This is a genomic window from Paenibacillus catalpae (assembly GCF_900112695.1).
GTDB classification, from domain to species: domain Bacteria; phylum Bacillota; class Bacilli; order Paenibacillales; family Paenibacillaceae; genus Pristimantibacillus; species Pristimantibacillus catalpae.
Genome location: NZ_FOMT01000002.1, coordinates 1,235,836 through 1,260,468, shown reverse-complemented (window position 1 = coordinate 1,260,468; position 24,633 = coordinate 1,235,836). Strand labels below are relative to the sequence as shown.

23 protein-coding genes and 2 other annotated features are annotated in these 24,633 nt (G+C 49.9%); of the genes, 1 reads left to right on the top strand and 22 read right to left on the bottom strand.

Features of this window, described 5'->3' with window-relative positions:
- Positions 1-86: 86 nt before the first annotated feature.
- The 20 genes from rpmA to BM200_RS13185 form a co-directional block, all read right to left on the bottom strand.
- Entirely contained in the window at positions 87-398 is a 312-nt protein-coding gene (gene rpmA / locus BM200_RS13280; protein WP_015845972.1) for a 50S ribosomal protein L27, read from the bottom strand.
- A gap of 17 nt (positions 399-415) precedes the next feature.
- Positions 416-751 (bottom strand): ribosomal-processing cysteine protease Prp, encoded by a 336-nt coding sequence (locus tag BM200_RS13275; protein WP_091185989.1) that lies wholly within the window; start codon positions 749-751, stop codon positions 416-418.
- Between the two features lie 12 nt (positions 752-763).
- On the bottom strand, positions 764-1,075 hold the full coding sequence (gene rplU / locus BM200_RS13270; RefSeq protein ID WP_091185987.1) for a 50S ribosomal protein L21: 312 nt from the start codon (positions 1,073-1,075) through the stop codon (positions 764-766).
- Between the two features lie 13 nt (positions 1,076-1,088).
- Positions 1,089-1,172: a sequence feature (ribosomal protein L21 leader region), on the bottom strand.
- A 60-nt stretch (positions 1,173-1,232) separates the two neighbouring features.
- The gene (locus BM200_RS13265; protein ID WP_245772996.1) at positions 1,233-2,489 is read right to left on the bottom strand and encodes an Rne/Rng family ribonuclease; all 1,257 of its coding nucleotides are present in this window, start codon (positions 2,487-2,489) and stop codon (positions 1,233-1,235) included.
- 85 nt (positions 2,490-2,574) lie between these two features.
- A complete protein-coding gene (locus BM200_RS13260) occupies positions 2,575-3,456 on the bottom strand; it encodes a M50 family metallopeptidase (protein WP_091185985.1) in 882 nt (293 codons plus the stop codon).
- Positions 3,449-4,438, bottom strand: coding sequence for a M23 family metallopeptidase (locus tag BM200_RS13255; RefSeq protein ID WP_091185982.1), 990 nt, complete (start codon positions 4,436-4,438; stop codon positions 3,449-3,451). Before BM200_RS13255 ends, BM200_RS13260 begins: the two co-directional genes overlap by 8 nt.
- A gap of 411 nt (positions 4,439-4,849) precedes the next feature.
- Entirely contained in the window at positions 4,850-5,998 is a 1,149-nt protein-coding gene (locus tag BM200_RS13250) for an FtsW/RodA/SpoVE family cell cycle protein (protein WP_091185980.1), read from the bottom strand.
- Positions 5,999-6,005: 7 nt separating this feature from the next.
- Complete coding sequence (gene minD / locus BM200_RS13245; RefSeq protein WP_091185976.1) at positions 6,006-6,797, bottom strand: septum site-determining protein MinD; 792 nt, start codon at positions 6,795-6,797, stop codon at positions 6,006-6,008.
- 13 nt (positions 6,798-6,810) lie between these two features.
- The gene (locus BM200_RS13240; protein ID WP_425434563.1) at positions 6,811-7,467 is read right to left on the bottom strand and encodes a septum site-determining protein MinC; all 657 of its coding nucleotides are present in this window, start codon (positions 7,465-7,467) and stop codon (positions 6,811-6,813) included.
- 66 nt (positions 7,468-7,533) lie between these two features.
- Positions 7,534-8,067, bottom strand: coding sequence for a rod shape-determining protein MreD (gene mreD / locus BM200_RS13235; protein ID WP_091185973.1), 534 nt, complete (start codon positions 8,065-8,067; stop codon positions 7,534-7,536).
- Between the two features lie 2 nt (positions 8,068-8,069).
- Positions 8,070-8,906 carry a rod shape-determining protein MreC gene (gene mreC, locus BM200_RS13230; protein WP_091185970.1) on the bottom strand — a complete coding sequence of 279 codons (837 nt, stop codon included), beginning with the start codon at positions 8,904-8,906 and terminating at the stop codon, positions 8,070-8,072.
- A gap of 86 nt (positions 8,907-8,992) precedes the next feature.
- Positions 8,993-10,021, bottom strand: a complete 1,029-nt coding sequence (locus BM200_RS13225) for a rod shape-determining protein (RefSeq protein ID WP_091185968.1) — start codon at positions 10,019-10,021, stop codon at positions 8,993-8,995.
- A gap of 41 nt (positions 10,022-10,062) precedes the next feature.
- Positions 10,063-10,749, bottom strand: a complete 687-nt coding sequence (radC, locus tag BM200_RS13220; protein WP_091185965.1) for a RadC family protein — start codon at positions 10,747-10,749, stop codon at positions 10,063-10,065.
- An 80-nt stretch (positions 10,750-10,829) separates the two neighbouring features.
- The gene (locus tag BM200_RS13215) at positions 10,830-11,477 is read right to left on the bottom strand and encodes a Maf family protein (protein WP_091185964.1); all 648 of its coding nucleotides are present in this window, start codon (positions 11,475-11,477) and stop codon (positions 10,830-10,832) included.
- A gap of 68 nt (positions 11,478-11,545) precedes the next feature.
- The gene (locus BM200_RS13210) at positions 11,546-11,788 is read right to left on the bottom strand and encodes a DUF4321 domain-containing protein (RefSeq protein ID WP_091185962.1); all 243 of its coding nucleotides are present in this window, start codon (positions 11,786-11,788) and stop codon (positions 11,546-11,548) included.
- A gap of 62 nt (positions 11,789-11,850) precedes the next feature.
- Positions 11,851-13,335 (bottom strand): hypothetical protein, encoded by a 1,485-nt coding sequence (locus BM200_RS13205; RefSeq protein WP_091185959.1) that lies wholly within the window; start codon positions 13,333-13,335, stop codon positions 11,851-11,853.
- A gap of 143 nt (positions 13,336-13,478) precedes the next feature.
- A complete protein-coding gene (murC, locus tag BM200_RS13200) occupies positions 13,479-14,867 on the bottom strand; it encodes a UDP-N-acetylmuramate--L-alanine ligase (RefSeq protein ID WP_091185958.1) in 1,389 nt (462 codons plus the stop codon).
- A 7-nt stretch (positions 14,868-14,874) separates the two neighbouring features.
- Positions 14,875-16,251, bottom strand: a complete 1,377-nt coding sequence (locus BM200_RS13195) for a bifunctional folylpolyglutamate synthase/dihydrofolate synthase (RefSeq protein WP_091185955.1) — start codon at positions 16,249-16,251, stop codon at positions 14,875-14,877.
- A gap of 25 nt (positions 16,252-16,276) precedes the next feature.
- A complete protein-coding gene (locus BM200_RS13190) occupies positions 16,277-18,928 on the bottom strand; it encodes a valine--tRNA ligase (RefSeq protein ID WP_091185953.1) in 2,652 nt (883 codons plus the stop codon).
- A gap of 310 nt (positions 18,929-19,238) precedes the next feature.
- Positions 19,239-19,473, bottom strand: a binding site (T-box leader).
- A gap of 72 nt (positions 19,474-19,545) precedes the next feature.
- Positions 19,546-21,039 carry an MDR family MFS transporter gene (locus BM200_RS13185; protein ID WP_091185951.1) on the bottom strand — a complete coding sequence of 498 codons (1,494 nt, stop codon included), beginning with the start codon at positions 21,037-21,039 and terminating at the stop codon, positions 19,546-19,548.
- Between the two features lie 320 nt (positions 21,040-21,359).
- Between BM200_RS13185 and BM200_RS13180 the strand changes: the two genes are divergently transcribed.
- A complete protein-coding gene (locus tag BM200_RS13180) occupies positions 21,360-21,965 on the top strand; it encodes a TetR/AcrR family transcriptional regulator (RefSeq protein WP_175532850.1) in 606 nt (201 codons plus the stop codon).
- A gap of 74 nt (positions 21,966-22,039) precedes the next feature.
- Here BM200_RS13180 and BM200_RS13175 read toward each other — a convergent pair whose 3' ends face one another.
- The gene (locus BM200_RS13175) at positions 22,040-23,464 is read right to left on the bottom strand and encodes a LysM peptidoglycan-binding domain-containing protein (protein WP_091185947.1); all 1,425 of its coding nucleotides are present in this window, start codon (positions 23,462-23,464) and stop codon (positions 22,040-22,042) included.
- Between the two features lie 104 nt (positions 23,465-23,568).
- A complete protein-coding gene (locus tag BM200_RS13170; RefSeq protein WP_091185946.1) occupies positions 23,569-24,555 on the bottom strand; it encodes an RluA family pseudouridine synthase in 987 nt (328 codons plus the stop codon).
- Positions 24,556-24,633 lie beyond the last annotated feature (78 nt).

Sequence of the window (24,633 nt, the reverse complement as noted above, 5' to 3'; positions counted from 1 at the left end):
CAGTATAGCATGCGAATACGGCAGCCGAAAGGTCTAAAACAAACAAAAGCCCCGGCCTGTTCATCAGGCCGGGGCACTTGTTGCTATTAAGCTTCTACTGCTGCGGCTACCGGAGCCAGATCAACAGGGTACACGCTCACTTTTTTGCGATCGCGGCCCAAACGTTCGAACTTAACAACGCCTTCAACCAAAGCGAAAAGCGTGTCGTCTTTACCGATGCCCACGTTCGTACCTGGGTGAATCTTAGTACCGCGTTGGCGGAACAAGATGCTGCCTGCAGATACGACTTGACCGTCAGCGCGTTTAGCGCCAAGACGTTTCGAATGGCTGTCGCGACCGTTCTTTGTAGAACCTACACCTTTTTTCGATGCAAAAAGCTGAAGATCTAATTTCAACATGGTGTTTCCCTCCTTCTTTAAAGAAGTTGTTCATGAATTACGACGTATTTGCCGTAAGATTGTGCGATATTGCCGAGCATAACGACCATCGATTCGAGCAGCAGCTGTACCTTGTCGTCCGTATCCTTATCCGGCTGCTCCGGAATGTCTGACGATAGCCAGCCATTCTTCATGGAAGCCGGTAATTCCACTCTCGCCAAAGCTTCGATAGCATTTACGGTTCCGACCGAAACGGCCGACACCCCGGCGCAGATAATATCCTTGCCGCGGTCTGCATATTTAGCGTGTCCGGAGATCGCAAAAGATACAATCCGTCTGTCAGCGGCTCTACGTTCGACTGTAACAGATATCATAAGAAAGTCCTCTTATGCTTGGATTTTCTCGATTGTTACTTTAGTGAACGGTTGACGATGACCTTGCTTGCGGCGGTAGTTCTTTTTGGCTTTGTATTTGTAAACGATGATCTTTTGGCCTTTACCTTGTTTCTCGACTTTGCCGGAAACTGTAGCGCCGGAAACAACTGGAGTACCAGTTACGAGACCTTCGCCGTTAGATACTGCCAAGATACGATCAAACGTTACGCTTTCGCCTTCGTTTGCGTTCAGTTTTTCGATGTAGATTACATCGCCCTCTTGAACTTTGTATTGCTTGCCGCCAGTTTCGATAATTGCGAACATGAGTTGCACCTCCTTATTGTCGAAGACTCGCCTAATCCAGGTGGCTGCAGCCAAAAGCTGCTGCTCTTAAACCCGATTGGAGCGGTTCATGCATGTCCACACACATATAGGATCAGACATACTAGAACATTCTATCACATGCAGCCTAATCAATCAACTATAACCTAGAAATGAAAGATGATTTCTTCCCTGTCCCTCCGCATGCCGGGCAGCTTTCACTTAACTGCCTTGCTGCATTATCCCGGGCCTTACGTCTTGTCAATTCAAGCAGGCCAAGCCTTGTCCAGCCAAATACGGTACATTTGGTCCGGTCCTTCTTCGCCCAGTCCGACAGCCTGGCCATAACCTTCTCCCGGTTGGACTCATTCTCCATATCAATAAAATCAATAATGATAATGCCGCCAACATCACGAATCCGTAATAACCGGGCAATTTCATCTGCGGCTTCCATATTGGTTCTGAATACGGTATCTTCAAGGCCAGTAGCACCTGTATATTTGGCCGTATTCACATCTATGACCGTCAGTGCCTCCGTCTCATCCCATATAAGAGAACCGCCGCTCTCCAAACGGATGCGAGACTGAAAGGCTGCTTCTATCTGCTCCGTCACACCAAAACGGTCGAATAAAGAAGTCCTTTCCTTCCGTGCATCAAACAGCTTCAGCCGCCCTGTAAGATGAGGAGTCATTTCTTTCAGCAAGGATACCGCTTCGCTGGAACGGGAGGCATCATCCAGCCATACCTCGTCAATATCATCAGTCATCGTATCTCTCACTGCGCGCCGCAAGAGGCCTGCTTCACGGTGCAGCTCAGCCGGTGCTTTCGCCTGGGTTGCACGCTGCAGAACGCTTGTCCAAAGCTGGCGCAGCTGCTCGACGTCTGCCCCTAACGACTCCTCGCATTCACCTTCTGCCGCCGTACGCATAATGATGCCTTCTTCGCCCTGGCGCAGCCGCTCCCCAATCATCCGGATCCGCGAGCGTTCGCTTTCCGCCATGATTTTTTTGGATACTCCGATGTATCCGGCTATCGGCATGTAGACCAGCCACCGGCCAGGCAGAGTAAAATGCGTAGTCACGCGCGCTCCCTTACTGCCCATTGGTTCCTTCATCACTTGTACAACCAGCTCTTGACCGGGCTTAACCAGCTCCGTAATGGAGGGTTTCTGCTCCGGCTGTTTCTCCAAATGCGGATGCAGCAGATCATCTATGTACAGAAACGCATTTTTACCCAGACCAATATCTACAAAAGCGGCCTGCATGCCTGGCAGCACATTGACAACTCGTCCCTTATATACATTGCCGACTAATCCGCTGCTCTCCGACTGTTCCATATAAAAGTCGATCAGCCGCCCGCCCATCAGCACGGCGGTCTGCAGCAGCTCGCCGTGTCCGTGCATTAACATCCGCTTCATTCCCGAATATCAACCGCCTTACGTTTTGTCATCTACTCTATTCTACCACCAAGATACCTAAGGGAAAAAGTGGTCTATTTTACCTCTATCGAAAAAGTTCGATGACAGCGCGATTTGGATCACGCTCTGTTAAATAGCGGTCCACGATTTCTTTTTCAGGAACAACCTTGACGATTCGGCCTTCCAGCTCCATCAAATAAATCAGATGGTACTGCTCACGCCATAATAGACGGACAACAGCAATAATTGGTTGCTTCAAATTTACAATTATTGGTCGGGCGAGCGATCCTCGGGCGATCGTACGGACAGCGACACGGTCACGGTGCATCAGGAAACGGACAAACAGGTACGGGATGTTGCGGTAATATGTCCAATTCGTCAGCAGCAGAAACAAGCCAACAACAAGAAGATTAAGCTGGATACCGGCATCTGAATGGAACGCCGTCGATAGCGCATAACCAATCATCAGAGTACTAAGGGCGATACTGATCCGGGAAGTCCATTTCATCATGGCATAATAATTAAAGCCGTAGCTGAAGGCAGCCTGCATCAGCTTGCCTCCGTCCAGCGGATAGATTGGCAGAAGATTAAATAAACCAATCATTAGATTAGCCTGCCATACGTAGGAAGCCCATTCCGGGTCCCACCAGCCAAGCTGACCACAGCCCCAAGCGGCAAGACCCATCCACACATTCTGGAGAGGTCCCGCAATTGCGATTAAAGCATCCTGACCGGCCGGAATGCTGCCTGCATCTTCCATTTCCGCAACGCCGCCAAAAGGAAGAAGCTTCACTTCACGTACCGTGAGGTCAAAGCTTCTGGCAACTACAACATGTCCGATCTCATGGACCAGAACAATCAGAAATAACGTGAAGAGCTCGGCGAAATAACCGGTCATAACAGAGCCGATCATGACAAGTACAAATAAAGGATGAACGGACCAGCGGATGCCTTTCCATTTAATCAATCGGGATCACGCCCACAGGATCGACATATTGATTATCTTGCCGCACTGCAAAATAGAGTACGCTTGGCTCCTCGCCTGCAGCCTCTTGGAGGGTACCGATCGTGTCCCCCGCTTCGACCCAGTCATTTGCTTGAACAGATGCTGCACCCAGCTTGCCATAGACAGATGAGCGGCCGCTTGCATGCTCGATTACAACGGTAAAGCCCTTATCCTTCTCGGCCTCCGATACAACCAGAACCCTTCCCGTCTCAATGGCCGAAACTTCCTCTTTGGACGAACCGGCCAGCTCAATGCCATTCAGCAGTTCCGCGAAGGTACGGACGATAGCGCCATCCGGCAGAGGAGAAACAACGGGCAGTTCAACCGAACCGTTAGCCGACTCCGCTTCCTTCTGCACATTATTGAAAATCGGAATAAACGAAGGAGCGCCGGCAAACGTCTCCTTGTACCAGGTGGCGACAGCCGTGAAGTCCATCTCTTCGGTCAACGCATTTTTGACCACAGTTTGTCCTTTTTGCGCAAGCGGCGACTCATTATGAAAAACGCCCCAAATCGCAGCGAACAAAACGGCAGCAATAATGGCTTTCCATTTCAATTCGTTGCGGAGGAAAGGTTTGCGGCCGCTGCCTCCGTCATCCGTTTCGTACATCGTGGCATATTCAGGCACAAACCTGCCGTTTTTCCCCTCGCCTGTTTCCCAGCCGAGCCATGGATTCGGGTTTGTTTTCCACAGTTTTTCCGGATCCAATTCATCGCCGCCGGCATCCATGTTATACGGTACAGGAAAATACGGTTCCTCCTCATACCGGTTGTTCTGCCTCTCCTTAATCGGACGGACTTTTGCGGGCAGTCCCTGCTTCTGCTCCATCCTACGCTCCTGCTGCTGCCACAGCCTTGATTGCTTCTCCTGCTTCTCCTGCTGCTCCAGCAGCTGTCTGATTTTCTCCTGACGCCGCTCTCTGACACCATCTTTTTTCCCCATCGAATAGCCTCCCTCTCGCAAGACAAGCCGGCCGCTTTAGCGCTGCCCACATTTCCTTTCTACATAAGTATGTGGCCAAGCTGACAAGTATGCGAGGGGCGGAATAATACAAAATGGCCCGAGCTGGAAGATCCCAAAGGCTAAGAGGCCGAAAAAAAAAACGAGCAGGTTTTATTCTGCTCGATCTATATGGTTTTCCTTTACGAGCTGGTGAATGGCTTCAGCTCTTTTTGAGTGCAGGTTAAAGGCAAGTGCGGAGCATCAAATGATTCTGTAGAAACGCAGTGGTCGCTTTTGCTTGGGGACTACAATCCTATTGGAATAGTTCAAGGAATCCCCGAGCAATGGCGATCGGAAGAACATTTGATGCGCAGCGCCCAACTATTAACCTGTAAATGCAAAAAAGCTGGCCTATTCGGCCAGCTCGTATTTCTCTTGGTGGGCGTTGATACTAAACAAAATACCGATGCACAGCATGTTCAGCAGCAGCGAGGTACCGCCGTAACTGATAAACGGCAGCGTAATGCCGGTGATTGGCATGAGACCAATCATCATCCCTATATTTTGGAAAATCTGGAAGACATACATGGATGCGATCCCGATAACGATAAAAGCCGCCCGGTTATCATAACATCGGAAGGCGATTAGAATCATCCTGTAAATCAATAAGAAGTACAGGAGCAGCAGGATCGCCGATCCCTGGAAGCCAAACTCCTCCCCGATGACGACAAAGATGGAATCGGAATACGGGTAGGGAATAAACTTCCCGTTAATCATATCCCCCTTCAAATAGCCGTCACCGCTAAGACCGCCGGAACCGATCGCAATCTTCGCATTTTCGGACTGATGCTTATCATCGCTTGATGCCTGGCTAGGATCCAGGAACGTATTGATACGCTTATACCAGTGTTCCTTGTTATGATCCTTCAAGTAGGTCTCAATCTCGGTATTAAACATGGTGAACAAAGAGACGAACAAAACGATTGCGGCAACGACCGTCGTCAGACCAACCAATACATGCGTATACTTCACATTGCCGATCCACAGCATACCAAGGACGATAACGATATAAATAATCGCGTTGCCAAGGTCGGGCTGAATCATAACGAGCAGGAATGGCAAGAAAGCAAAGGCCGCAATCGGAAGCAGATCCTCGATAAAGGTCAACCGATCACCCTGGCGCCTGCCCATGATATAGGCAATGCCGATGATGATAATAATCTTCATAAACTCGGCGGGCTGAAATAAGAAGCCTCCTGGAAGCTTGAACCAGCCGGACGCGCCGTTAAGATTCGCCCCGAAGAAGAAGACCGCGATTAGTAGCGCTATACCGATACCGTATAAGACATACCAGCTTTTGAGCAAAATGCGATAATCGAATACCGTTGCCAGTATGGCTACACAGAAACCAACTATATAAAAGACGACTGTTTTGAGATCATAGTTGTGATAAAGCGGGTTGTTATGCGTAGCGCTTCTGACCAGAACGGTACTGATAGCCATCAGGCAGAGCAGAATCGCTACGATTCCCCAGTCTATCTTTTTCAGTTTGTTAAGCACAAGGCAATCATCCTATTCCAAGAAACTTGCGGAAGCGTTTGAAGGCACCAGCCTTCTCATCGAGCAGCATGAGGGGAACCATGTCGCCAAGAATTCGGCGCGCAATATTGCGGTAGGCAATCGCAGCTCGCGAGGAAGGATCCATCACGGTTGGTTCGCCAGAATTCGCTGCCTTGATGACCTTCTCGTCATCCGGCACGATACCAACCAAATCAACGGCAAGCACCTGACAAATTTCATCAATATCAAGCATTTCACCGTTCTTCACCATGTTCTGGCGAATCCGGTTAATGATTATTTTGGATGGGATCTGTTCTTTCTCCAATAGCCCAATAACACGATCGGCATCACGGACCGCCGCATTCTCAGGGGTTGTCACTACAATCGCCCGATCCGCACCTGCAATAGCGTTGCGGAAGCCGTGCTCAATGCCAGCTGGGCAATCAATAATGACATAATCAAAGTCTTTCTTAAGCTCGAGCACCATATCCTTGACTTGCTCAGGCGACACGTCCTGCTTATCCTTTGTCTGAGCAGCAGGCAGCATGTACAGCTCTTCAAAGCGCTTGTCTTTAATCAAAGCCTGGTTCAAGCGGCAGCGTCCTTCAGCCACATCAATCAGGTCATAAATAATACGATTCTCAAGTCCCATTACAACATCCAAATTACGCAATCCGATGTCGGTATCGACCATACAAACCTTTTTGCCAAGCAAAGCAAGTGCCGTACCTAAATTAGCCGAGGTAGTCGTTTTCCCGACTCCGCCTTTGCCCGATGTTACAACAATCGCCTCTCCCATGCATGAACACCCCTTATACCTTAATCGGATTATTACGTAAACGGAATAATTGCGTCATCTTGTCGATCTGCATGCTTCCTTCATACAAATAAGCGAATTCCATGGCTGCGTCCCCGGACATCCATTCCTCCGGCGGACGGCTGATGACATCGGCAATTCGAAGCTGTGTCGGACGCATAAGCGAAGCGGCGATAATGACATCCGTACGGCCGTTTACGCCTGCATGGGCGACACCTCTCAGTGCGCCCATCACGTATATATCACCGCTGCACAAGATTGTGCCGCCCGGGTTTAAATCCCCCGCAAGCAGCAGGTCGCCATCATGCTCGACGGTTTGGCCGGAACGTATAATTCCTGTAATCACATGTGGACCTGTCGGAGCAGCGTTTGCTCCATCCAGCACCGCAAAAGACGATTCGATAGACTGCACCATCAAATTGCCTTGCGAGCGGATGACCGATTTAATCCGTTCTTTATCATCGTCGCCAAGCTGCCTCGTCCCCAGCTTCACATGCACGTGAACCAGCGGGCCGGCCAACAGCTGCTGATGCGTTTTCTCCAGCTTATACTGCAGTTCGTCCAATAAAACGGCGAATTCGCATTTATCGTCGAGAAGGAACACGAGACCTTCTTTGACACCTTTTATCATGATATGCTGCTTCTCGGTCACGTCTGTCCCTCCCCAACGTAATCCATTCTTTTCGCGGTGTGCAAATTCCTGCTTTCTGCCTATAAATTATTCTTCTTCCGTCTCCGGATTCAGCTTCAAATGGCTTTCAAAGAGACGTCTTGCCGGTACGTACACAGCCAGTGCAAATACCAGTTGAAGAAATAGGCTAGGCAAAATATGATCCATTAATGCCCAGGCATACGTTTCATTCGTAACACGGAAGACCATGTTTACAAAATAAACAATCGTATCGTAAAGGATGCAGCCGAGACCGATGACTGATAATGCAGTGAGCAAGGTACTCCGGCGGCGCTCCAGCAGCACGCCGGTATAATAGCCGATAAGTCCCATGGCAAAAGCGTTAACACCCATTAAATGTCCGAAATAAATGACATCCTGCAAGAAGCCGAAGCTAATTCCGAAAAACAATGCCCGGTGCCGGCCGCTGTATAAAGCAGCAAATATAACAAATACGAACATAAAATGAGGTACGATTCTGCCGGTCAGCTCCACCGGAATAAGCCACGGCATAAGGGTGCCTTCGACGAGAAACAGCAGGAGCATGACGAGAATGAGACGGTTAATGCCTCTGTCGCCCATCGTTATTCATCTCCCAAATCCGGTACTTGGACGACGAATACTTCTGTCAAATGATCGAATTTGGCCGCCATCTTGATTGTAGCTGTATGAGTAAGGCCAAAATCGCCGACCTGCCTTGTTTCTACCGTACCTATAACGAGACCACGAGGATAAACGTTGCCAAGGCCTGAAGTGATCACTGTATCATCAACGATCATTTTGTCACTCTCGGCAATCTTTGTCATAATCAGGCGATCCGTTTCTTTGTCATAACTGCCGACAATACCAAAGGACGTATCTTCTCTTCCGAGGACGGTTGCCGCAATGGAGTTTGAAGTCGGCGAAGTTTCATCCAGCTCCGTAATCGGCGTTACAGTAGCTGTATAAGGACGAACGTTACTTACAAGGCCTACAAGTCCGTCGACTGTCGTTACGGCCATATTGGGTTTAATCCCGTCCTTGGAGCCTAGATTAATAACCATCGTATGATTGTAAGGATCGTTATCGATTGCAATGACTTGAGCAATGACATACTTATATTTATTCATATTTTTCTGCCGTTCCGTGAAGTCCAGCTCTTTCTGAAGCCGCTCATTATCTTTCTGGATAAAATTATAATTAATCTTGTCCCGCGCATAAGCTGCAGCTGTCAGCCTCAGCTGTTCATTCTCTTCATGCAGCGTTCTGAGTTCGCGAATGTCCTCAAAGAAGCCCGCTACTAATCCAGCGGGCTTGTAGAACCATTGCTGCGCGAATCCAACAGAATCTCCGAGAAACTTCTCAGGCCAAGTCAGCTCCTTGCGGTCACTTAGTGAGAAACCGATAACCGCAATGAACAGGATTAATCCGATCATAAGCATAAATAACCGCTTATTTCTTAACAGCTTAAACAGTTTTAATCACCTGCCCGTTCCATATCCAGTTCCGTTACCGCGTTTGTACTCTATTATCGTTTCGAGCGGGAAGATCCGCCTTTTTTGAACAAGTGAATATGGTCAAGCGAACGGCCCGTACCAATAGCTACGCAATCAAGCGGGTTGTCTGCCACAATAACCGGCATGCCAGTCTCGCGTGCCAGCAGCTTGTCCAAGTTGCGAAGCAATGCGCCGCCGCCAGTCAATACAATACCACGGTCCATAATGTCTGCAGACAATTCCGGCGGACATTTCTCGAGCGTAATTTTCACTGCGTCAACGATGGAATTCACCGTGTCCATCAGAGCTTCTGTTACTTCTTCCGAAGTGATTGGCAGTGTCTTCGGCAGACCGGTTACGAGGTCACGACCGCGAATTTCAATTGATTCCATAGGTTCCAGCGGAAGTGCTGTACCGATTTCCATCTTCAGCTGCTCAGCTGTTCTTTCACCAATCATGAGGTTATAGAAACGTTTGATATATTGGATAATCGCTTCATCCATCTCATCGCCTGCCACACGGATCGAACGGCTTGTTACGATACCGCCAAGCGAAATAACAGCCACTTCAGTAGTACCGCCGCCGATGTCAACGACCATGCTGCCTGTTGGCTCCCATACCGGAAGATCGGCACCAATCGCAGCCGCAAACGGCTCCTCGATGGTGTACGCTTCTCGAGCGCCGGCTTGCTTCGCCGCATCTTCAACAGCGCGCTTCTCTACCGCTGTAATACCGGAAGGTACGCAGATCATAACGTTAGGATGCTTAGGAAACAGCGATTTTTGCTTTTGTGCAGAACGGATAAAATATTTAATCATTGTTGCGGTTGTCTCGAAATCAGCGATTACGCCATCTTTCATAGGACGGACAGCACGGATGTTGCCAGGCGTTCTGCCGATCATTTTTTTAGCTTGTTCGCCAACCGCTTCAATCGTTTTTGTGTCAGTTCTCAGAGCCACAACGGACGGCTCTCTTACGACAATACCTTTTCCTTTTACAAATACAAGCGTGTTTGCAGTACCCAAATCAATTCCCAAATCTTTCGAAAAACCACCAAACATGTTAATGCTCCCTTCTAATTGCGACAATCCTTCTTATTATATTACATGTAACCATGTTCCTTCAAACTGATAAACCTTCCATCTCCGATGACCAAATGGTCAAGCACTTCTATCCCCATCAGTTCACCGGCCTCCACAAGACGCTTCGTAAGTGTTATATCCTCCGGGCTTGGCATAGGGTCTCCGCTCGGATGATTATGCACACAAATAATCGAAGCACTGCCGGCTTTAACGGCCGCTCGAAAAACTTCTCTTGGATGAACAAGCGACGCGTTAAGTGTACCGACCGATAAAGTTTCCCGGGCAATAATATGGTTCTTCGTATTCAGAAACAGGCAAACGAAGTGCTCCTTTTTCAGGTAACGCAGCTCTTCCATCACATAGTTCGCAGCATCCTGCGGTTTACGTACCGTCACGATCTCGCCTTGTCCGCTCCTTACAATACGGCGTCCAAGCTCAATTCCGGCCCGCAGCTGGACTGCTTTCGCAGGTCCAATGCCTTTAATTGCGGTCAACTCGTTCATGCTCATATCAAGCAGATTACGCAAGCTCCCACATTCTTTCAATATTTTACCAGCCAAATGCACGGCAGATTCCCGCTTCGTACCCGTACGCAGCAGGATCGCCAGCAATTCGGTATGGCTAAGTGCTTCAGCCCCATATTGCATCATGCGTTCTCTTGGTCGCTCTTCATGGGGGACATTTCGTAATAAATGGCCTTGCTCCATGTCCGTCCCAGCCTTTTCTACAGATGAAATGGCATTACTTGGTGTTATGTCCAAATCAAGGTCACTTCATGAAAAGTAACTTAGAAAACTTGAATCTCATATTGAGCAAGCATGTCCGATAACAGCGATACCGGCAGACCCACGACGTTAAAATAACAGCCGTCGATCTTCTCGACCAGCGTTGCGCCAAGTCCCTGAATGCCGTAAGCCCCTGCTTTATCATCGGGTTCGCCCGTTGCAACATACCTTTTCAGCGCTTCATCAGTCATTGGCTTCATATAAACCTTTGTCATGCGATGAGCGACAGTTTCTGTACCGGACTGGGCAACTACACAAGCCACTCCCGTATAGACCTCATGCTCCCGCCCTTGCAGGCAACGCAGCATAGACAATGCTTCATCCCGGTCTATTGGCTTGCCAAGCACCCTGCCGTCTACCACAACAATGGTATCCGCGCCAATAACAAGTGACTGCTGCTCTTCCTGACGTTCTCTCAGAATCGCAGCAGTCGCATGCGCTTTGCGCAGGGCTAACTGCTCAACAATATGTACAGGTGCCCAATCGGAAGGAACCGACTCGTCCACATCCGAGGACAAAATATAAACCGGCAAGGAAAGGCCCAGCGATGCGACCAGTTCCTTCCGGCGCGGTGACGACGATGCCAGCACAAGCTGGCTAATCGTATTAGCCCATTCATTCTTGCTCAAACGTTCCACTTGCTCCTTCATTTCCGTCCTACCCGCAACCGGCTGCGCCATCCTTAAGAGGGGCAGCAACGTTCTGCGGGTAACACGGTTTACATTTTACGATATAACCATATAGCGGCTAACGCGCCAATAATGCTGAATAAACTAATTTGAACATGCACATTCAGATCCAGGCTGAGTACATAGAGATCAACGGCGGGAGACCAAGTTGTATCTATTGTTTTGGTCAGGAATGAGATTCCGGATACCGGCTCCAGCCAACGCGCAACCAGTGCGCCCGCCAATAAGCCAAGCACGAGGAAAAGCAATAAAATCCAGCCGTTTTTCTTCATTATTCAACGCCTCTCGCCATTTATTGACACCTGTCCCCTATTATACTTAGGTTCGATTTCGTTTACAATGCGTTGATTGACTCATACCATTCTTTTTGCGTGACAACCGCATCCATCAGCGCGTCCTGAACAGCCCACAAATGCGATTGTGACGGCTTTTTATCGTATTCCTCAAGCGACTTGGCCGCTGTATTCATAGATTGAATTAATTTTATGAGAAATGCTTTTCCAGCCTCATCCGTAACGCCTGCCTGCATCGCTTTAACACTCTCTGTCCATTTCTGATGCTCCGCCTGCCAGGCTTCGGCTGCCGCAGAACCAAGCGGCGATAGAGTTGGCTGCTCCAGCTGTGTCAATGCCAGTTCATCCAGCATGCTGATCATGCTGATGGTGTTGTTCATAAAGACAGCTGCCGCTTTCGCATCCCCGGCAAACGGAAACTGCTCGGGAACCTGAACGTCAATTTGTTTAATATAGACCGGCACGTCTTCTCCAAGATCATTGCTTAGAGCAAGTGCGCGTCCACGGTCAATGGCCATTCCGGCATATACCCGGTAATCATTTGCCGTCTGCAGTCCGGCTGCAGCAAGCCCCTTATCCGACAGTTCCTTGATCGCTGCATCCCGGCCTTCCGTATTGCTGAATACTCCGTATTGAAGGAGCTGATACGATTGGAGAGGAATATCCAGCTTCACATGACCGGCAGCCTGACTAACAGGCGGGCTGGTCGTTCCGTTGTTTGCATTTGTTTTACCCCCGCCAGGCGAAGCACTTGGGCTGGTAACAGAGCCGTTAACGGGATTCGCCAGATTGCCATTGGATCCGGAAGTATGATCGTTCGTATTGGTAAATAAAGAGAGCAGCAAATAACCAAATAATGCACCTGTTGCCAGCGCTCCGGCTACCGAAAGAAAAACCTTAATCCAGGACGGCGGGGCGGAATATTTCTGAACAGGTCTTGACCAGCGCTTAGAGGACTGGTCGTCCAGCTCCACCTCCGGATAATGCGCCAGGTCCCCAAAAGGATCCGTCTCCGGCTGCATACCAAACGCATGCATCTCCGGCTGAACCTGATGCTTCTTCTCCGATTGCTCTTTCGACGGTGTCTTCTGCAACGGTTCAGGCTGCTGCTGTACACGCTGGCGAGGATGCCATTGCCCGGGCCGCTGGGGCTGCTCCGGCTGTGGTCTGGCTTCTGGTTGCGGCTTCCGGCTTGAGGTCTCCTGTGCAGGCTCGGCATGCACAACCGGTGAATGAGCTGCCTGTTTCTTATGCGATACTGCAGCAGGCTTCTCCTCGGTATCACGGATTAGATCCTCGAGCGCCGCGATATCTTCCTGAAACGGACTCATCCAAGGGGTGAACGGACTTTCCCCGTTCTCATATTCGGTATTGGAATACAGCGGCACAATATTAGAAGGTACACTATTCGAAGGCTTAGCCTGTTCCCGAGCTTGGGGCTTAGCGTTATTTTCCTTGCGGCTCTTATCTTCTATCGTCTGGCCCGTACGGTCAAATCGGTAAGTGATCCGGTTATTCTTGTTCATGTCATTCTCTCCTTGTCCCGTTCTTCTGTTTCTACTCTATGAGATTCGCAAGAGAAATATGATAGATTTGCCGCATATGCGTAAAACGAAAAAACGCCCCGAAAACCTCAAACGAGGTTTCCAGGGCGTTCTTCGCCGTTACTTTATACTCTAGCCTTCAGCGTTTTCGCAAGCGCATCCGCGGTTTTCCAGATGTCGCCTGCTCCCATTGTAATCACGAGATCACCTGGAACGACCTTAGCGGTCAAATGCTCCAGTACCTCTTCTTTGGTCGGGATATAAAACGTGTTGGCATTGCTGTTCGTCTTGATCATATCAACCAGCTTCCGGGAATGGACGCCTTCGATCTGCTGCTCGCCAGCCGGTGAATATATATCCGTAATAATGACCTCATCCGCTTCCGGGAATGCCCGGCTGAACTGCTCCAGCAGGAAGAACGTGCGCGTGTAACGCTGAGGCTGGAACACTGCAATAATACGTTTGCCCGTTGCTTTGGCTGCGCTGATTGTTGCCTGAATCTCGGTAGGATGATGAGCGTAGTCATCAATAACCAGAATATCATTCACTTCGCCAAGCACCTGGAAGCGGCGCTTGGCACCAATGAATTCATGAATGGCTTCCGCAATGTTCGCGAAAGGCAATCCTGCTTCAAGGCAAGTAATAATAGTCGCCATAGCATTATACACATTGTGAAGACCCGGAACGGACAATTCAATCTTGCCAAGGACCGTTCCACGGTGACTCACTGCAAACGATACTTTACGGTCGCCAAGACTAATATTCTCCGCTTTATACTCGGCATCGCTGTTAATGCCGTAAGTAATCAGCTTGGAAGCAGTATCCGGGTCAAGCTTAGGAAGCAGCTCAGTGATCGTCTCGTCATCCGCGCATACAATGGCTTTGCCGTCTTGTTTAACCTGGGACAAGAATTTCACATAAGCATCTTTCAGCTTGCCAAAATCTCCGTCATAGTTTTCCAGATGGTCCGGCTCAATGTTCGTCACGATTGCAATGCTTGGGTGATATTGCAGGAATGAACCGTCGCTTTCATCCGCTTCCGCAACGACATATTCGCCTTTGCCGGCTTTTGCATTCGTTCCCACATTGACGATCTCGCCACCGATAATATAAGTTGGATCAGCTTCGCACTTTTCCATAACGAGTGCGATCATAGAGGAAGTCGTTGTCTTCCCGTGTGCTCCGGCTACCGCTACACCCTTGCCGGCATTCATGAGCCGGGCGAGCATTTGGGCACGGTGCAGCACCGGAATGTTCAGCGCTTCCGCTGCCATCCGCTCTACGTTGTCCCTCGAGAGTGCTGTCGAGTATACGACAAGATCAGCACCCTTTACATGCTCCGCCTCATGGCCGATATAGATTTGCGCGCCTTTTGCCGCAAGCTTTTCCGTCAATTCCTGACGAGCTACATCGGAACCGGTAATTTTATACCCCATCTCAAGCATAACGCGGGCGATCGCGCTCATGCCGTAACCGCCGATTCCGATGAAATGAACATGTTCTGCCGTATTCAAAGACGGTTCACCAACCTTTTTCAGAATCCGAGTTGTACAATATGCGGGAGCGAACGTCACCTATTAAATAAAGCGTACCAGTGACCACCCCAAGGTCTGTTTCCCCGGTCATTTGTTGCAATTTGCGGAGGCCTTCGCGCCAATCCTTCTCCACGATAAGCTCAAAGGAATGCTCCTCCGATTTCTCGGCGCGGACTAGATCGGCAAGAAGTTCCGCATTAAGTCTGCTGCGGAAATCAGGCTCGGTCACGATAAGCGTATCCACTATTGGTAGTATATGCTTTAGAACATCACGATGATTCTTATTCTCTACCATCGCCATCATGACATGGAGCCGATCATACTTGTACGTCGTACGAAGCGCTTGAACAAGCGATGCTGCGCCCTCCGGATTATGCGCTCCGTCAATCAGGATACGCGGCAAGCGGGATACCATTTCCAGGCGTCCCGGCCAAGCAGCCTCTCGAAGTCCTTCGGCGAGCGCATCGTCTTCTACAATAAGAGCGTAGTATTGACGAAGCACTTCAAGCGTCATGACCGCCACTGCTGCATTGGTCCGCTGGTGCGCACCGTTTAATGTAATGGTGAGCGGATCGATGGCGCGGAACATCCCTTCGAAGCGGAAGGTCTGCTCATCTTCTTCGCTAGACAGTTCCTTGATGTTAAACTGCTCGCCAAGAAGATACAGCGTACTCTTCTTCTCCTCTGCCGTCCGTTTCACCACTTCAATAACTTCAGGCTGGTCAACCGCGCTCACAACCGGAACGCCAGGTTTAATAATGCCTGCTTTCTCACCGGCTACAGCTGTAAGCGTATCGCCGAGGCGGTCCATATGGTCATGGCCGACATTCGTAATAACGGAAATAACGGGCGTTACGATATTCGTAACATCCATTCTTCCGCCAAGCCCAGTCTCCCATACCACATAATCCGGATAAGTAACTGTCGCATAGAAGAGAATGGCAAGAGCCGTTGATACCTCAAACATGGTTGGCGAGCCCAGCTCAGTGTCTGCAATCTCTTCTACATGCGGCTTAAGCACATTAGCCAGACGAAGAAGGGTCTCTTCCTCGATATCTTGACCGTTATACTGGAAGCGGTTTGTGAACTTCGTAATATAAGGCGACGTAAACGTCCCTACATCATAACCACATTTGAGCAATACGCTCGTTAAGTAAGCGCAGGTCGAACCTTTGCCGTTCGTGCCTGCAATATGAATAAATTTGAGCCTGCGTTGCGGATTATTGAGCCGCTCAAGCAGCTGCTCGATACGATCCAGACCCGGACGGATCCCAAACGGAATAAGCCCGTTAATCCAATCGACCGCTTCGCTATAGGAACGAAGCATTCCGCTTCGTTCCAATTCTATCCCGTTATCGACCATTATGAACGTCCTTCTTCCATCAGCATTAACTGCGCAGCTCTTCGATACGTGCAAGCACTTTATCGCGTTTGCCGGCGTAGTCTGTCATTTTTGCGCGTTCTTCTTCAATTACTTTAGCCGGTGCTTTCGCAACAAAGCCTTCGTTACTGAGCTTCTTCTCTACACGCTCCACTTCAGAGTTGAGAGCAGCAAGCTCCTTCTCCAGGCGCGCGATCTCTTGCGAGATATCGATCAGGCCAGCAAGCGGCAGGTAGAGCTCGGCACCGGTCACGATAGCAGTCATTGCTTTGTCCGGAGCAGCAATTCCAAGGCCGGTCTCAAACGATGAAGTACCGCAGAAACGTCTGATGAATTCTTCGTTGCGGCTGACAATAGCCGCCTCTGCCTCGCCGGAAGGCTTGATCAACAGCTCAACCTTCTTGCTCATCGGTACGTTCACTTCCGCGCGAACGTTACGAACCGCGCGAATAATGTCCATCAGGAGCTCCATCTCTTTCACCGCTTCCGGCGCTTCAAGAGCTTCGTCGTATACCGGCCAAGCGGCTACCGTAATCGATTCGCCTTCATGCGGCAGATGCTGCCAGATCTCTTCACTGATATATGGCATAAACGGATGAATAAGACGCTGCGTACGGTCAAGCACATAAGCCAGAACCGACTGGGTCGAGCGTTTTGCCTGCTCATCGGTGCCATACAGGTTCAGCTTCGCAAACTCGATGTACCAGTCACACAGATCGTCCCAAATAAAGTTGTACAAGATACGGCCGGTTTCGCCGAATTCATAGCTGTCGATCAGACGTGTCGCTTCACGCACCGTTTCGTTCAGACGATGCAGAATCCAGCGCTCTGCCGTTCCCAGATTGCTCTTGATATCGATATCCGCAGCTGTGAAGCCTTCCAGATTCATGAGAGCAAAGCGGGATGCATTCCAGATCTTGTTCGCAAAGTTGCGGGCTTGTTCTACCTTCTCAATTCGGAAGCGCAAATCCTGGCCCGGTGTACTTCCGGTCGAAATCATATAACGCATCGCATCAGCGCCGTAGTTTTCAATCACATCAAGCGGATCAACACCGTTGCCAAGCGACTTGGACATTTTGCGTCCTTCTGCGTCACGTACGAGACCATGCATCAGAACGTCCTTGAACGGAATCTGATCCGTGAACTCAAGCGCCGTAAAGATCATGCGCGCAACCCAGAAATAGACGATATCATAACCCGTTACAAGAACATCAGTCGGGTAATAACGTTTGAAGTCTTCGGTCTCTTCCGGCCAGCCAAGCGTAGAGAACGGCCACAGCCCGGAGCTGAACCATGTATCCAGAACGTCTTCGTCCTGACGGAGCGACGTGCTGCCGCAAGCCGCGCAAGCCGTAACATCCTCGTGGGCAACATGCATCTCGCCGCAGGATTCGCAGTACCAGGCCGGAATGCGATGGCCCCACCACAACTGACGGGAAATACACCAGTCGCGAACATTCTCGATCCAGTTCAAATAAATTTTCTCGAAACGGTCAGGGACAAAATTAACGCCTTTACCGGATTTCTGCGCTTCAATTGCACGCTCTGCCAATGGCTTCATCGCTACAAACCATTGCGTCGACAAGTAAGGCTCAACAACTGCGCCGCTTCGTTCGCTGTGGCCAACCTGATGAACATGGTCCTCGATTCGGATGCAAACGCCTTGCTCCTGCAGATCCTTTACAAGCTGCTTACGGCAGTCTGCACGGTCGAGACCCTGATAAGGACCGGCATGCTCATTCATCGTACCTGTCTCATCCATCACGATGATTTGAGGCAGGTCATGGCGAAGGCCAACCTCGAAGTCGTTAGGATCATGCGCCGGCGTAATTTTTACCGCGCCGGATCCAAATTCCTTCTCTACGTATTCATCGGCGATGATCGGAATCTCGCGTCCGACAACCGGCAGCACGATGAGTTGCCCGATCAGATGCTTGTAACGCTCGTCTTCCGGATGAACCGCTACGGCTGTGTCGCCCAGCATCGTCTCCGGACGTGTAGTTGCAACCGTAATATGTCCGCTGCCGTCCTTGAGCGGATATTGCAAATGGTACAGATGGCCGTTCAGCTCTTTGTGCTCTACTTCAATATCGGACAAGGCCGTACGCGCAGCTGGATCCCAGTTGATGATTTTTTTGCCGCGATAGATAAGGCCCTTCTCATGCAAACGGACGAATACTTCACGAACCGCCTTGGACAAACCTTCATCCAATGTAAAACGTTCGCGGGAGTAGTCCAAAGACAGTCCCATTTTGCCCCATTGCTCACGAATCGTGTTCGCATACAGCTCTTTCCAGTCCCATACTTGCTCAAGGAACTTCTCACGGCCAAGGTCATAACGGCTCAGACCCTGCTCGCGCAGCTTCTGCTCCACCTTTGTCTGAGTTGCAATGCCCGCATGGTCAGTACCAGGCAGCCACAGCGTATCAAAGCCCTGCATCCGCTTCGTTCTGATAATAATATCTTGAAGGGTGAAATCGAGCGCATGCCCGATATGAAGCATCCCCGTAACGTTTGGCGGCGGGATTACGATGGTGAAAGGCTTAGCATCCTGGCGCCGGCCCGCCTTGAAAAATTGACCCTGCTGCCAGAAATCATACCACTTCTGCTCAGCTGCCTTCGGATCATAAGTCGTCGGCATTGTTGTCTTCTCTGACATCTTTACATCCTCCTAAAATGAATTGCCATACCAAAGGTAAACCATTAACCATTGTGGTAATTCATGCTTCGTAAGCATAAACCAAATGAATTGCCATACCAAAGGTAAACCATTTACCATTGTGGTAATTCATGCTTCGTAAGCATAAACCAAATGAATTGCCATACCAAAGGTAAACCATTAACCATTGTGGTAATACTTGCTTCGTAAGCATTTGGTCTAAAAAATTGTGAATACAATTTTACTTCGCAAGCATTACCATTCTTGTCATTGCATGGATAGAAATACAAAAAAACCTTCCGCCCTTATAGCAAAGGACGAAAGGTTATCTTCCGTGGTACCACCTTTGTTCCGCGCTCCAAAATGGAAAGCACGGCACTCAAACAGATAACGGCTGCGGCCGGCTTGAAATAACGGACCATCCCGCTTCATTCAAGCAACTCCGGGGCGACAAGCGTAGCAGTAATTTCCTGCGGTACCTTTCAGCGTTACAGTCCCGCTCTCTGAAGGCTTGGCTGCTTACTCTTCCCCTTCAACGTCAACATATGTTGAAAAAAATCAGATATAGCATATTTTATCCAAAATGGCCCCGAAAGTCAACTTTAGACTGCGCCTAATTAGTGCCCCATCATCATTGGCATATCTGCTTTTTCAGCATTTGTGCCTTCTGCACGTTTCGGTTTCGACAGCAGGAAGCCTACCAGCGTACCTACGACACCAACAATCGTCAGGATCAGGAATGTGTCGCCATAGGAAGCGGAAGCAACATGGGACGCGATTGCCGGTGTAATATCAGCGGGATTCGCAATGCCTTCTGCAGCCATATAATGCTCGGTACGTCTAGCGAGAATCGTTGCAAGACCCGCTACAGCAAATGAAGTCATGACCTGTTGGGCTGCACTTGTAAGTGATGTTACGCGGCCAACCAGTTCAGGTGGTGCTGCTTGAATAATATGCGTATTCAGCGGCATCATGGAGAGGCCCATACCCGCTCCGAGTAAAATAAGCGGAAGAATATAAGTGCCTACGGTTGCATCGGCCGAAATATTAGAGAGCAGAAACGCGCCAATCGTAACAATGCCAAGACCGCTCATAACCAGTGGACGAGCACCAATCTTGTCGAACAGCTTCCCGCCGATTGGCATACAGATCGCAGCGGCCAGTGCTTGTGGCAGCAAGATTAAGCCTGTATCGAGAGCGGAGTAGCCTTTTGCCGTTTGCAAGAACAGCGGGAACAAGAACAAGGTGCCAAAGAGGGCAATTTGAGAAACCCATTGAACAACGATGCCTTTAGAGAAATCCGCTGATTTGAATACACGAAGCTCGAGAAGAGGCTGCTTGCGGTTCAATTCAACAATAATAAAGATAATGAGAGAAATGCCGCCAACAATAAGACCGGTCAAAGTTTTGGCAGAGCCCCAGTCTGTACCGCCCTCGCTCACGCCGTATGCAAGTCCCGCAAAGGCAAGCGGTGCAAAAATCATGCCGAGCAGATCAAGCTGCGGAACGGATTGGCGTGCCAAAGCCGGCAATGTCCGAAGACCAAGGAATACCGCTACCGCACCAACAGGAATATTGATAATAAAAATCCAATGCCAGGTTACATAATCAACGAGCCAGCCTGCAAGTACCGGACCAAGAGCAGGCGCGAGCAGCATCGGAATACCGATCATCCCCATTACCGCGCCTTGTTTGCCCGGAGGGCTTAAGCGATAAGTAAATGCCATTGCGATCGGAGCAACCATACCGCCGCCGAGGCCTTGGATAATACGATAAATGATCAATTGCTCAGCAGTTGTCGCAAAGGCGCACAGAGCAGAGCCGATTGTGAACAATACGATTGAAGTGAGGTAAATTTGCTTCGCCCCGAAACGGTCAGATAACCATCCAGCCAGCGGAATAACAGCAGCTTGCGCTAAGGCATAACCGGTAACGGTCCATTGTACAAGTGACAGCGAGGCTCCACCAAAGTCCTCACGCAGCTTGGGAATTGCCACGTTCATTGCCGTACCGTCGAGAATAACCATGAACATGCCCACAATGATAGCCAGAAGCGGCACCATAATGGATTTGATAGACATGGAGTTGTTTGTTGCATTTACTTCAGTCATTTATTTCTCTCCTCCTAAAAAGAATGATCACCCTAAATGACCGTTTCAGGTCATCGTGATGATTCTTGCTTCGAAAGCAAGTGCTTAAGAATGATCACCCTAAATGACCGTTTCAGGTCATCGTGATGATTCTTGCTTCTCTATTTATCTTTCTTGTTCATCGCTGACGCCTTGACCTGTGAATGATCCAGCTGTAAAATGGGTAAGGCGTTAGACGACTGCGGACAATTGTCCGCTAACGTATGATAACGGACAATTGTCCGGATGTCAATACAACCATGCTTTATTTATTTTTTTATGAAGAAATGGAGGGTGCGCTCATGGCCGATAAAAAGAAGGACTCTCAAGAGGTGAGCAAGCTAATCTTGCAAGCCGCCAGGTCCCTATTCGCCGAACACGGTGTTGAGGCAGTCAGCATGCACCAAATTGCCAAATCGATTCAAATCGGACAAGGTACCCTGTACCGGCGTTATGCGAATAAATCGGACTTATGTATGGATTTGATGAACGACACGTTTGACAGCCTAATGGAGGAGATTGACCAGCTGCTCGACTCGAAGAAGGAGCTTCCCGTAAAGGACAGGCTGACTTCCGTTGTGCGGAGGGTGCTTAGCTTTTTCAACGAGCAACTAAACTGGCTGAATGTTATTAAGATCAGCAAGCCGTGCAAGCCGGATGATATGTTCTTCTTCGACAATCCGTGTTACATCCACTTAAACCGCATCTATCTTTCCCTGTTAGAAGAAGCCCAGAGCAAGAACGAACTGATCACATTAAATCCTGCATTTACGGCCCATATGCTGATCAGCGCTATAGCTCCTGAATCTCTTATCTACTACTCCAAAGTACTGGGCTATTCGATCGACCAGATCGCCGATAATTTCTGCAGCACCTTTATAGAACCGCTGTTCAAGCCCCAAGCGTAAACGGCTGCGCCATAATCTAATTTCATACAAAAAATCCCCCGTCAGCACAAAGGCTGATCGGGGGATTTCGTATTTTATGGGATATACAGCAGCTGGCCTTCCGCAACAGAAGACTCGTTTAAGCCATTATACAGCAGAATTTCGCGGGGATTCAGGCTGTAACGGACCGCAATGGATTCCAGCGTCTCATCTCTTTGTACGATGCATACGCGGATTTTGCGGAATTCATTCTCATCCGTCTGCTTGCCGAGGAAAAGCGTCTTCCACTCGATCTCATCACCGGATGAGCGTGTTTTCTCCTGCTCGGCCTGTTTGGCTGCATCTTCCTCAGCTGCCTGCCTTGCAGCCTGCTCCCGCTTGCTAGTCTGCAATAACGTCATCAAGCCGACATTAGGAGCCTGCTCCGGATTGGACTCAGGCTGCTTGCTCCCGACGCCGATTCGAATCTCCTGCTTATCATTGTCCGGTACGCGAGGGAACCCGGATTGACTCTGCCAATCGCTTTCGCTTGCCGGCTCTCCGCCAAATGAAGCTTCCTGGCTTGGCACAGCCTGCTCGGCAAAAGATTCCTCCTGCCAGTCCTCATCGCTGTCTTGTTCTGATACGTAAGTATTGTCCCTCTGTGATGGTTGAGATATCTGAGGCGGGGGAGCTGACTGGAAATTCTGAACACTAGGCTGATTAAATGACTGATTAGCGGGTTGATTAACGGGTTGATTAACAGGTTGGTTAGCAGGCTGGTTAGATTGGAACCATTGGGAAGCCGACCAGCCGCCGTCCCGAGGTGACGCCGAGATCGTAACCGAAGCATCGGCTTCATCCGCCTCAGCTTCTTCCTGCTCCGTTTCCTCAAAGGCTTCGAAGCTCTCTTCCTGCTCTTCTTCCTCTTCTTCCTCTTGTTCTTCCTCTTCAAAGGACTCTTCCTGAGCACGCTGTGCACCAGGCAACTGCCCCGCATAACCCGTAAAATAAGGCTGCTGCGTTACAGATTCCCACGTTTCTTGTGCTTGAGCTTCAGCTATAGCATCAGCCTGCGCCTCTGCTTCAAACTCAGACTCTTCGCTTGAAGCCTCGCGTTCGTGTACGACAGTAATCGGTTCCTCGCGCCACACTTCTTCCGTGTCAGGCAGCGGTTCAACCAGGATACCCCGGAGCGATAATACGCCGGTTACATTCAATGTCCGCGCGGATAATAAATCGACATCAAAGTTGTCTATCTCAACCGAAATATCGTCGAGTCGGGATACCCGGTTTAGCGGCAGCGTAATTTCGACCGGAATCCAGTGCTCAAGCGTCTGCAGGCTGCCTCCGTCCGTCTGGCCGCGGTAGACGCCGTTTAAGAGCAATTGCCCCTTCAGTACCGCATGATCCCCCTGTTCGATCACCTGAATACGAGGGGTAAGCTCAATTTCCTCCAGTTCGTCAATCGCCGCTACTTCATCCGGCAAATGAATACGCTCATACAAATCAAATCGCAAGCCCTTGGATTGATCCGTCACGCGATGTCCTCCCTCCCTATACCTTAAATAGTTAGAAAATGCCTAAAGCTTGGGCTAAAGTTACATTCACTACTATCTATATGGCGGGAAAATAAGGAGCATGACTATATATTTGTCCGTCCACCCAGCTTGTCAAGCAAAGCGGTCAACCAGGCGGGGTCCGGAGCAGCGGCCTCTACCCATTCACCTGTCCAGGGATGCGGAAAAAGCAGCCGTTCGCCATGCAAGGCCTGATGCGGCAGCAGCTTCGTGTCTCCACCGTACAGCTTGTCTCCAACGAGCGGATGGCCGATATGGCTCATATGTACCCGGATTTGATGCGTTCTTCCGGTTTCCAGCTGAACACGGACAACTGTGTTGTTCGACAGCATACGGACTGTTTCATAATGGGTGACTGCTGTATCACCGCCTGGCGTTACGCGACGCCTTGACGAATGATGCCGGTCTTTGCCAATCGGGGCATTAATCGTGCCGGACGGCTTATTCAGCCGCCCCTGGACGACGGCAAGATAACGGCGGTCAATCCGCTTCTCGCGCATCGCTTCATCCAGCGCCCATTGCGCAAGATCATTCTTGGCATACAGCACGGGACCGGAAGTATCATCATCCAGGCGGTGGATATGCCGGACGGGCAGAGGATCACCCGTTCCAAGCAGCCATCGTGCAGCCGCCTCATCCAGCGTGCCAGTCTGGCCGGCATATGACTCGTGGACCGGCATTCCCGCCGGCTTGTTTAGGACAAGGCAGAAATCATCTTCGTAGAGCACCTCTGGTTCAATAACGCTGCTGTTCTTCGCTTTGCGGTATAACGGATCCGCAGCAGGGTCGGCAGGCGGGAAGGCAAGCAGACGAATAAGCCCCCCTTCCCACTTGATACCGCCAACCGAGAACAACCGGTTAATCCATTTTGCCGGAAATAAAGAACGGGCCAGCAGCCATTGCCGCAAAAGATGCGGATGGCTGCCGGCCTCCGGTATAGGTAGTTGCTTCGTATGCTGCGAAGAATCCGAATCCGTGTCTGTTACATCTGCCAGATCTGCCGGCAGAAGCTCCAGCCATTGCTGAGCACGCCTGTAAGGACGTTTATGCATGGATTGAAACCCTCCTATAAAGAATTGATACACATGGCTTAGTCCTAGCCGTTTGTGCAATTCTTACTTCGTAAGCAT